At 55.1% G+C, this 9264-nt stretch carries 12 protein-coding genes, 1 rRNA gene and 1 other annotated feature; all 13 genes read left to right on the top strand.

What is annotated here, in order from left to right; genetic code table 11:
- The first annotated feature begins 55 nt into the window (after positions 1-55).
- The 13 genes from rrf to leuS all read left to right on the top strand — a co-directional run bounded on the left by rrf (position 56) and on the right by leuS (position 9216).
- Positions 56-162, top strand: a 5S ribosomal RNA gene (gene rrf, locus QZ305_RS11205).
- A 175-nt stretch (positions 163-337) separates the two neighbouring features.
- The gene (locus QZ305_RS11200) at positions 338-901 is read left to right on the top strand and encodes a histidine phosphatase family protein (protein WP_294732031.1); all 564 of its coding nucleotides are present in this window, start codon (positions 338-340) and stop codon (positions 899-901) included.
- A 51-nt stretch (positions 902-952) separates the two neighbouring features.
- Positions 953-1612, top strand: coding sequence for an HAD family hydrolase (locus tag QZ305_RS11195; RefSeq protein WP_294732029.1), 660 nt, complete (start codon positions 953-955; stop codon positions 1610-1612).
- A 145-nt stretch (positions 1613-1757) separates the two neighbouring features.
- Positions 1758-1907: a 50S ribosomal protein L33 gene (rpmG, locus tag QZ305_RS11190; RefSeq protein WP_067556357.1), complete on the top strand. Its 150-nt coding sequence runs from the start codon at positions 1758-1760 to the stop codon at positions 1905-1907.
- 49 nt (positions 1908-1956) lie between these two features.
- Positions 1957-2565 (top strand): MBL fold metallo-hydrolase, encoded by a 609-nt coding sequence (locus QZ305_RS11185; protein ID WP_294732027.1) that lies wholly within the window; start codon positions 1957-1959, stop codon positions 2563-2565.
- Positions 2566-2816: 251 nt separating this feature from the next.
- A complete protein-coding gene (locus QZ305_RS11180; protein ID WP_294732026.1) occupies positions 2817-3812 on the top strand; it encodes an ATPase, T2SS/T4P/T4SS family in 996 nt (331 codons plus the stop codon).
- A gap of 193 nt (positions 3813-4005) precedes the next feature.
- Positions 4006-4737, top strand: coding sequence for a type II secretion system F family protein (locus QZ305_RS11175; RefSeq protein WP_366097118.1), 732 nt, complete (start codon positions 4006-4008; stop codon positions 4735-4737).
- Between the two features lie 88 nt (positions 4738-4825).
- Positions 4826-5155 carry a competence type IV pilus major pilin ComGC gene (gene comGC / locus QZ305_RS11170; RefSeq protein WP_294732025.1) on the top strand — a complete coding sequence of 110 codons (330 nt, stop codon included), beginning with the start codon at positions 4826-4828 and terminating at the stop codon, positions 5153-5155.
- Positions 5133-5552, top strand: coding sequence for a type II secretion system protein (locus QZ305_RS11165; RefSeq protein WP_294732024.1), 420 nt, complete (start codon positions 5133-5135; stop codon positions 5550-5552). The genes comGC and QZ305_RS11165 overlap by 23 nt, the downstream gene beginning before the upstream one ends.
- Before the next feature lie 11 nt (positions 5553-5563).
- Positions 5564-5743: a hypothetical protein gene (locus QZ305_RS11160; RefSeq protein ID WP_294732023.1), complete on the top strand. Its 180-nt coding sequence runs from the start codon at positions 5564-5566 to the stop codon at positions 5741-5743.
- Positions 5706-6086, top strand: coding sequence for a hypothetical protein (locus QZ305_RS11155; RefSeq protein WP_294732022.1), 381 nt, complete (start codon positions 5706-5708; stop codon positions 6084-6086). The genes QZ305_RS11160 and QZ305_RS11155 overlap by 38 nt, the downstream gene beginning before the upstream one ends.
- Positions 6031-6438 (top strand): hypothetical protein, encoded by a 408-nt coding sequence (locus tag QZ305_RS11150; RefSeq protein ID WP_294732021.1) that lies wholly within the window; start codon positions 6031-6033, stop codon positions 6436-6438. The genes QZ305_RS11155 and QZ305_RS11150 overlap by 56 nt, the downstream gene beginning before the upstream one ends.
- Before the next feature lie 77 nt (positions 6439-6515).
- Positions 6516-6707 (top strand) — a binding site (T-box leader).
- A gap of 112 nt (positions 6708-6819) precedes the next feature.
- Positions 6820-9216: a leucine--tRNA ligase gene (gene leuS, locus QZ305_RS11145; protein ID WP_294732020.1), complete on the top strand. Its 2397-nt coding sequence runs from the start codon at positions 6820-6822 to the stop codon at positions 9214-9216.
- The last annotated feature ends 48 nt before the right edge of the window (positions 9217-9264 follow it).

Raw genomic sequence — 9264 nt, 5'->3', positions numbered from 1 at the left:
ACAGGAAGAGATATCGAGTATGGTTTTCAGAGACTGGTGGAGATATGAATCCAGAAGTGGTCATCATGGCAGAGAGGAAATACCTGTAAACATCCCGAACACAGAAGTCAAGCTCTCTTGCGGTGACGATAGCCGAAAGGCAAAAATAACACATGGCCACTGAGAAAGCCGGTATCCGAAAGGGTATCGGTTTTTTTACTTTCAAATTACATGCAGACAGCCCACGCATCTGATTCGGGCCCCGCCCAGGGCCGCAGGCCCCATCGGCAGTAAACCCGAAACCGCATTCACGCTGATTTCCTGTCGGGATAGTCAGAATGGCTGGTAAGATGAACTCATGAAGAAGAGATTGTATCTGATGCGGCATGGCCGGACGATGTTCAATGAGCAGGACAGAGTGCAGGGTGTGTGTGATTCACCATTGACAGAACTGGGAAAGCAGCAGGCGGCATGTACCAGGGATCGGTTTTTTGCGGATCGCAATATTCACCTGGATCTTGCGGTTTGCTCCACGCAGGAGCGGGCGAGTGATACGCTGGAATGTGTGACGGATCTTCCTTATGAACGGCTGAAGGGGATCAAGGAAATGAGTTTCGGGATCTACGAAGGCTGGCTGAATAAAATGATTCCCTGTGACTGGAAGACGTCTTTGCCGGTATACGGCGGGGATTTGTTCTCCGTGGTTGCAGAGCGCATGAAAGGCACGCTGACGGAGGTGATGGAACGGGATGGATTTCAGTCAGTTCTGGCGGTGAGCCATGGATGCGCGATTGCTGCTTTTCTGGAAGCTGTCGGCCAGTCGCCGCGGGTGTTCGGGAACTGCAGCGTGGCGGTGTTTGACTGGGATGCACAGAGCGGCAGTTTTGAGCTGGTGGAAATCTGGGAGAATCCGCTGGCATAAGGCTGTGGAAATGCAGGAATGACTGAGAGAAAGAGGACAGGTGCAGAAACGATGAACAGGGATTCAGACTGTGGCGGCATGAGGAAGCCGGCGCTGATTTTCGATCTGGATGGAACTCTCTGGGATACAAGAAAACCGGTGGTCACGACCTGGAACCGGGTATTCGAAGAGGCTGGATTCAGACCGGGGCTCACGTTTGAGCTGCTGACGTCTCTGATGGGAAAGCCGATGGATGTCTTTGGCGCTGCAGTTTTCCCGGAGCTGGATCCGGCTGTCCGGGAGCCTTTGATCCGGGCGGCGGAACGGGCAGAAAACCGGGATCTGCTGTTTTCGGGGAAAGCCTGTCTGTATCCGGGGGCGGCGGATGTCATCCGGGATCTGAGTCGGGATTACTGGATCGGAATTGCTTCCAACTGTCAGAGTGGATATATCGAAACGTTTCTGACTGTCTCCGGATTGCAGGATGCGGTGGATGACTGTATTTCCCATGGAGATACAGGTCTTGGCAAAGCGGACAACATCCGGATCCTGATGGAGAGAAATGGTCTGGATGAGGCCTGGTATGCGGGTGATACGGCCGGAGACATGGTGAGTGCAGAGAATGCCGGGATTTCCTTTGTCTGGTGCCGGTATGGGTTTGGCCGGGATGTGGCTGCGGATGGAATTGATGATCCGGTTCAGCTGCGGGGATATCTGGAACGGCACTGCTGAACCGGGTTGTATGGATGGTCCGGATCTGATCCGGTCTGCTCTGCATGGATTGATCGCATGGATTGACCGTATTTCGATGTGTTGCGTACTGGTCTTTTTCTGTGCTAATATCAATGTGTATGGAAAAAAGAGGGAGGTCTGAAGCGTGAGAGATCGTATCACTTTCAAGTGCGCCGTCTGCGGTGAAGAAAACTACATCGGCACCAGAAATAAAAAGAAACATCCGGAACGGATGACGGTTAAGAAGTATTGCAAGAAGTGCAATGCTCAGACTGAGCACAAGGAGAAGAAGTAAGAAGACCGGACTATTGCGGTCTTTTTTCTGTTTAACGGAGTAAACGAATATGAAAGTCATTTGTGTGCCGCTTGGACCAGTCCAGGCCAACTGTTATGTACTGATTGAGGATGGCCGGGCGCTGGTCATTGATCCCGGGGATGACTTCCGGGATCTGAAGCAGATCCTGAAACGCCATGATGCCAGACTGGAAGCTGTACTGCTGACTCATGCGCATTTTGATCATATCGGCGGGCTGGATGCGCTGCTGCAGGAATATGACGTGGATGTCTACATGAATCCGCTGGAGTTCAGTTTTCTGTCCAGTGCTGCGCTGAATGGCTCTTCGGCTTTCGGGGGATATCTGTCCTCTCAGGCCCGTCCTGAGCCGGTAAAGGACGGAATGAACCGGATCGGGGGATTTGATGTGGAAGCCATCACCCTGCCCGGCCATACCACAGGCAGCACTGTTTACATCATCCAGGGAATGGCGTTCACCGGTGATGTCCTGTTTCAGGGGTCTGTTGGGCGGACGGATCTGCCGACAGGCAGCTGGCAGCAGATGCAGGAAAGCATTGCCAGACTGAAGCAGCTGCCGGACAGTCTGATTGTCTATCCCGGTCATGGTCCGGCGACAACGATCGGGCAGGAGAAATCCTGGAATCCCTATTTCCGGTGAGAACCGGTGTTCTGTCAGTACAGAGATTTATCCGAGCAAAAAGCCTGCGGCGGTCAGCAGGCTTTTTTGCGCTTCCATGACCAGGCGGTACAACGGTAGATTGCAGCGGTGATCTGCGGTTGTGGCCGCCTTCTCTGTTCCAGAGAAATCAGGAGGTGTGGAACGGCAGCTGACACACTGAAATTTTTACTGTTACTGAAATTCCGCAAAAACCGGGAAATCCGGCGAATATAACTACATAGGGAGGGTATATGGAAGAAAAGCTGAACGCGCTGATCCGTCTGGGGGTGTCCCGACGGGCGACCGACATTCATTTTATCCGGCGCGATGAGGATCTGACGATTTCCCTGAGGCAGCCGGAGGGACTGCTGAAGCTGGAGCAGGATGTATTTGACGGTGCGCTTTTTGAGTATCTGAAATTCCGGATGGGACTGGATCTGACCAGGCTGCATGTGCCGCAGTCCGGTGCCGGGTGTATTGCCGGAACAGACTGCCGGTTTGCTCTGCTGCCCTCCGGCGGGATGGAAACGGGGGTACTGCGGCTGATGCAGGCGGATGCCGCGCTGGGACTGGAAGAGCTTTCTGATGATGGTGAGGTCACGGAGTTTTTCAGGAGCCTGTCATGCCGCAGACAGGGGCTGGTGCTGTTTGTGGGACCGACAGGATCAGGAAAAACCACCACGCTGCATGCCATTCTGCGGCAGGCCAGCCGGGTATCCGGCCTGAAATGTGTCAGTCTGGAGGATCCGGTGGAAATCCCGGATGACAGCTATCTGCAGATTCAGGTGGATGAAGAAGAAGGGCTGACGTATGAGCGGGGCATCGAAGAGCTGATGCGGCATGATCCGGATGTGATCTGCATTCAGGAAGTCCGGACGGCCAGTGCGGCTTCCAGACTGTTCACCGCTGCACTCACCGGGCATTTTGCGCTGGCAACGATTCACGCCGGAGATGGCCGGGAATGTCTGTGGCGGCTGAAGGATCTGGGGATACCGGAGGATCTGATTCTGGAACAGCTGGATGCGGTGGTGTCCCAGCGGCTGTATCCGCCGGCGGATAACAAGCAGGATAGCGGAAAAAGAAAGGAGGTCTGTATTCATGAAATCATCACCAGAAAGGAAATCGCCTGTCTTCTGGAAACCGGTGTTTATCCCCCGGGGTTCTGGCGGCTTCAGGACCTGGCTGATCAGGCTGCTGCAGACGGACGTATCCCGGAAAAAGAAGCACGGCGCGATTTTCCCGAATGAAGCCCAGCTGCTGGAAATCGAAGTGTTTCTGTCTCTGCAGCATCTGGGGATTCCGGCACAGCTGGCGGTATCCCTGGCGTTTCAGGGGACGGAAGGGAGGCGGATTCTGGAGGGACTGCGTCAGGGGAGATCTTTGCCGGATGTGCTTGGAACACAGTCTCAGTGGAAGCTGCTGAAGCCGCTGCTGAAGGTGATGGATCTGCAGCAGTCTGTCATGACAATCCGTGAACTGGCCAAAACCCGGAGCTGGAAGGAGAAACCGGTACTGGGCAGGCTGCTGTATCCGGTGGCAATTCTGGCGGGGGTTTACGGCATGATCCTGTTTTTCGATGCCATGGTCCTGCCCATGATGCTGGATTTTCTGGAGCAGGATGGACTGCCGGCTCTGATGCGCACTGTCCGCGTCCTCTATGGTTTGCTGCTGCTGACACTGCTGGCATCAGGTGTGTGGCTGTATCTGGGGCTGGAGGGGCAGCATGCCAGGGAGATCTTTCTGCAGCCTGCTTATGTCCGCAGCAGCCACAGCCTGTATCTGGCATCCTGTCTGTCAGCCCTGCTTCGGACACAGGCATCCACAGCCATGGTGTTCGAGGTGCTGGAGGCAATGGAAGGATCCCGGGTTTTTCAGACACAGATCCGCCGGATGAAGCAGAGCATCCGGCAGGGGACAGGCTGGCAGGCTGCGGTGGCTGCAGTGCCCTGGGTGGATCCGCTGCTGGTGCAGCATATGGAAACAGGGCTGGAGACAGGAGATGTCTGCGGTCTGCTGGAGGTATATATCCGCCAGAGGGAGAAAAACCGGCATATGCAGATGGAGTCGCTTTGCCGGTATCTGACCATGACAGCGTACGGATCGGTGGGATTTCTGGCGGTTCTGGTTTATCAGGTTCTGCTGGCACCCATGAATATGCTGTCGGCTGTCTGACAAGCCGTATGAGGCCTGCAGACCGGAACTGGCCGGATATGTTCAGACAGAGCACCGGCAGATGGAAAGAACAGGAAATGAGGAAAGTATGAACAAAGAGACTGGAGCGCAAAAGAAACGGAAAAAACAGAATGGATTCACGATTCTGGAAATGATGATTGTGATGCTGGTGGTGGCGGTGCTGCTGATCATTACGCTTCCCAATATTCAGCAGAAAGAAAAGATAATCAGAAACAAAGGATGTTCTGCCATGCTGGAAGTGATCAACTCGCAGATCCTGCTGTTTGAAATCGAACATGACCGGACGCCATCTGATGTAAGCGAACTGCTGGCAGAGGGCTATCTGAAGGAAGCCCAGACGGTGTGTCCGGACGGCAGTACCCCGTACATTGAAAATGGCCAGGCCGTTTCGCGGTAGCGTGCAACCTGGCCTGGCCGGAAAAGCTGACAACGGGTTCACGATCCTGGAAATGATGCTGGTCCTGCTGATTGTCAGCCTGCTGGCCATGACTGGTGTGACATCCAGAGGGATATCGCTGGACCTGTTCATGAAAGAGCTGGAGAGCCGGGTTCTGGAGGAACAAATCAAAGCCTATGCCCTGGGCAGCAGCAGAGAGCTTGCCATCACATCCGGTTCCCTGGTTACACCGGAGGAAGAGCACCGGTTTCCTTCACAGATAGCCTGCAGTGCGTTCCAGTGGCACTACACCCCATCCGGCACGATTTCCCGCGGTGGTACCGTCACCTGCACAGATGGAAACCGGACAGAAAAACTCGTGTTCCGGCTGGGTGTGGGCCGGGTGAGCCGTCGGTGAGCAGCTGCCGTATGAAGCGGAAACCGGGAGATGCAGCAGCCAACGGGTTTCTTCTGGTGGAATCCCTGCTGGCACTTCTGGTTCTGTCACTGTGTGCCACTCTGATTCTGGAGACAGCCCGCATGGTGTTCATGCATGGAAAAGAGGCAGTGGATGAAACGATCAGCACCGAATGGTTTCACGCTGACTGAAGCGCTGCTGACGCTCCTGTGTGCAGGGGTCTGCGCCATGATCCTGACCTCCGTCATGTCTGCAAGTCAGACGCTGCTGAGCCGGGAGCCCGCGATTCAGAATGGCCTGGGCATTCTGCAGCTGCGGTACCGGACAGCTTTGAGCAGTTCGGTTTCCTGTCAGTCAGGGAATCTGACTATGACCAGAAATCATGAAGTGTTCGAGATCCGCTTCAGCCGGGGGCGGATTGTGCAGACTCCGGGATACGAAATACTGCTGGAACCTGTAAAGGAAGGGAGGTTTGTCTGTGAAGCCGGACAGGTATGGCTGGAGACGGAAACAGGGCGGATCCAGATCCGCTAATGCTTACTCTCTGACACCGGCGCTGCTGGCGCTGCTGATCACAGCCGGGGCTGCTGCGGTTCTCTGTGCCCGGATGGATGCCTGGATCTGGCTGCAGCGGGCCCAGCAGAAAAGCACCTGGGAGCTGTCGGTGATCGATCAGGCAAAGGCGTACTGGCATCAGGCGCAGATTGACCGGCTGTGCCACAGCCGGAGCCCGGAACCGGTGCGCAGCGTGGAGGTGATGGATCAGACCGTGACCATGGAGTGGAGTTCCACTGCCATTCGGTGTTCCGGAACATATGGGGTGCTTGTTCTGTACATGGACGGGACAGGAATCACTGCAGCGGAATGGGAAGAGGATATGCCGTGACAGACCGTCCCTGTCACCGGTTTTGACGGGAGTCTGTTCCTGCGGTATTGACTTTCAAAGCCCGGGTCTGATATGTTGAGAAAGCATTGAAACGGAATAGTAGCGGATCCCGGCGGATAAAGAGAGCAGGCGGCTGGTGCAAGCCTGTCGGGTTCGGACCGTGAACTGGCCGCGGAGCAGGTCGATGACCCGCAGTTCAGCGTTACGGACGAGCGTCCTGTGCCAGGCACAGGGAACGAAGGTGGCACCGCGCATCAAGCGTCCTTTGACTGGGCGCTTTTTCTTTGTCCAGCCGTCATCACCGGTCAGTGACAGTCTGCCAGATGCAGACTGGCGTTTCACACAGGCTGCAGGCTGCAGCCAGGGAAGGAGCAGGATCTCATGTATGATCATCAACACATTGAAAAGAAGTGGCAGAACAGATGGCTGAAGGAAAAGACATTTGCCACTGACACAGCAGATTTCTCCAGGCCGAAGTATTATGTGCTGGATATGTTTCCATATCCCAGCGGCAACGGACTGCATGTGGGACACCCGGAGGGCTATACCGCCACAGACATCATTGCCCGGAAAAAGCGCATGGAAGGCTTCAATGTTCTGCACCCGATGGGCTTTGATTCCTTCGGCCTCCCTGCAGAGCAGTATGCCATCCAGACAGGACATCATCCTTCTAAATTCACGCAGAAAAACATCGATCATTTCCGGGAGCAGATCCAGGCGCTGGGATTCAGCTATGACTGGGACCGGGAAATTGCCACCAGCGATCCGGACTACTACAAGTGGACCCAGTGGATCTTCCTGCAGCTCTACGATCAGGGTCTGGCATACATCGATGAGATTCCTGTCAACTGGTGCCCGGAGCTGAAGTGCGTTCTGGCCAACGAGGAAGTCATTGACGGCAAATCAGAGCGGGGCGGCTATCCGGTAGTACGGAAACCCATGCGCCAGTGGGTTCTGAAAATCACCGAATATGCAGAGCGGCTGCTCAAGGATCTGGATGAGGTGGACTGGCCGGAGTCCACGAAGGAGATGCAGCGCAACTGGATCGGCAAGTCCAATGGTGCGAATGTCATCTTCGGCATCGACGGTCATGATAAAGAGTTTACGGTTTTCACCACCCGGTGTGACACGCTCTTTGGTGCGACATACTGCGTTCTGGCACCGGAGCACCCCTTCGTGGATGAGATCACGACGCCGGAGCAGAAAGAGGCAGTGGACGCCTACAAAAAAGCCTGTGCCACCAAATCGGATCTGGAGCGCACGGAACTGAACAAGGACAAGACCGGTGTGTTCACCGGCGCTTATGCAGTGAACCCTGTCAACGGGAAGAAAATTCCCATCTGGATTTCCGACTATGTGCTGGCCAGCTACGGAACCGGCGCTATCATGGCGGTTCCGGCCCACGATACCCGGGACTATGAATTCGCCAGGAAATTCGGTCTGGAAATCATCCCGGTGCTGGAAGGCGGGAACATTGAAGAAGAAGCCTGGACTGAAGACGGCGTGCACATCAACTCGGATTGGCTGAACGGGCTTGGCAAGGAAGAAGCCATTGCCCGGATGATTGACTGGCTGCAGGAAAACGGCAAAGGGGAAGCAAAAACCACGTACAAGCTCAGAGACTGGCTGTTCTCCAGACAGCGGTACTGGGGTGAGCCCATCCCCATCATCCACATGGAAGATGGAACCACCCGGACTGTGGATGTGAAGGATCTGCCTCTGGAACTGCCTGCAACGGACAATTTCCAGCCGGCAGACAACGGCGAATCTCCCCTGGCCAATGTGCCGAATTTCCTGCATGTGGAAATCGACGGCGTGAAGGGAACCAGAGAAACCAACACTATGCCCCAGTGGGCCGGGTCCTGCTGGTACTACCTGCGCTACATTGACCCGAAGAATCAGGAAGCCCTGGCGGATCCGAAACTGCTGGAGCACTGGCTGCCGGTGGATCTGTATGTGGGCGGTGCCGAACATGCCGTTCTTCATCTGCTGTACAGCCGGTTCTGGCACAAAGTTCTGTATGACAGAGGGGTGGTCCCCACGAAGGAACCCTTCCAGAAGCTGTTTCACCAGGGAATGATCCTGGGAGAAAACGGGGAGAAGATGTCCAAATCCAGAGGGAATGTGGTCAACCCTGATGAGATCATTGAATCCCATGGTGCAGATGCGCTGCGTGTCTATGAGATGTTCATGGGACCGCTGGAAGCGGGTCTTCCCTGGAGCGCCCGGGGTCTGGATGGCACCCGCAAGTGGCTGGAACGCGTATGGCGGGCCTATCACGGGGCTGTGGAAATCACGGAAAGCAATGACCACGCCCTGGATAAGGTCTACAATCAGACGGTGAAAAAAGTCACCGGTGATATCGATACGCTGAATTTCAACACAGCAGTCAGCGCCATGCAGATTTTCATGAACGAAGTCTACAAGCACAAATCCATGCCGGCAGAGTATGCCCGGGGATTTGTGAAACTGCTGTATCCCTTCGCTCCGCACCTGGGAGAGGAGCTTTGGGAAGAGATTTTCGGCAACACCGAATCCATTGCCTATGAACCCTGGCCGGTATGGGATGAAGCCAGCCTTGTGGAAGACGTCAACACCATTGTTGTTCAGGTCAACGGCAAAGTCCGCGGCCGGTTTGAGGCACCTGCGGGAACGGAGGACAGCGAACTGGAGAAACAGGCGCTGGCGCTGGATTCTGTCCGGAAACACCTGGAGGGCAAGGACGTGAAAAAGGTCATTGTCATCAAGGGAAAAGTCGTCAACATCGTGGCGTGTTAGTGGTTAGATGAGTGTGTACATTTCTGGTGAAATAAGAGTTAACAGTTT

The sequence above is a fragment of the uncultured Faecalibaculum sp. genome, from assembly GCF_910588395.1.
GTDB lineage: Bacteria > Bacillota_I > Bacilli_A > Erysipelotrichales > Erysipelotrichaceae > Faecalibaculum.
This window is presented reverse-complemented; position numbering and strand designations above follow the sequence as displayed.

Bases quoted from the DNA above. Each gene is read 5' to 3' on its own strand.
- QZ305_RS11165 (WP_294732024.1), top strand. From the start codon at position 5,133: ATGGCCAGGCCGTTTCGCGGTAGCGTGCAACCTGGCCTGGCCGGAAAA.
- QZ305_RS11155 (WP_294732022.1), top strand. From the start codon at position 5,706: ATGAAACGATCAGCACCGAATGGTTTCACGCTGACTGAAGCGCTGCTG.
- QZ305_RS11175 (WP_366097118.1), top strand. From the start codon at position 4,006: ATGGATCTGCAGCAGTCTGTCATGACAATCCGTGAACTGGCCAAAACC.
- QZ305_RS11200 (WP_294732031.1), top strand. From the start codon at position 338: ATGAAGAAGAGATTGTATCTGATGCGGCATGGCCGGACGATGTTCAAT.
- QZ305_RS11185 (WP_294732027.1), top strand. From the start codon at position 1,957: ATGAAAGTCATTTGTGTGCCGCTTGGACCAGTCCAGGCCAACTGTTAT.
- QZ305_RS11180 (WP_294732026.1), top strand. From the start codon at position 2,817: ATGGAAGAAAAGCTGAACGCGCTGATCCGTCTGGGGGTGTCCCGACGG.
- leuS (WP_294732020.1), top strand. From the start codon at position 6,820: ATGTATGATCATCAACACATTGAAAAGAAGTGGCAGAACAGATGGCTG.
- comGC (WP_294732025.1), top strand. From the start codon at position 4,826: ATGAACAAAGAGACTGGAGCGCAAAAGAAACGGAAAAAACAGAATGGA.
- QZ305_RS11195 (WP_294732029.1), top strand. From the start codon at position 953: ATGAACAGGGATTCAGACTGTGGCGGCATGAGGAAGCCGGCGCTGATT.
- QZ305_RS11160 (WP_294732023.1), top strand. From the start codon at position 5,564: ATGAAGCGGAAACCGGGAGATGCAGCAGCCAACGGGTTTCTTCTGGTG.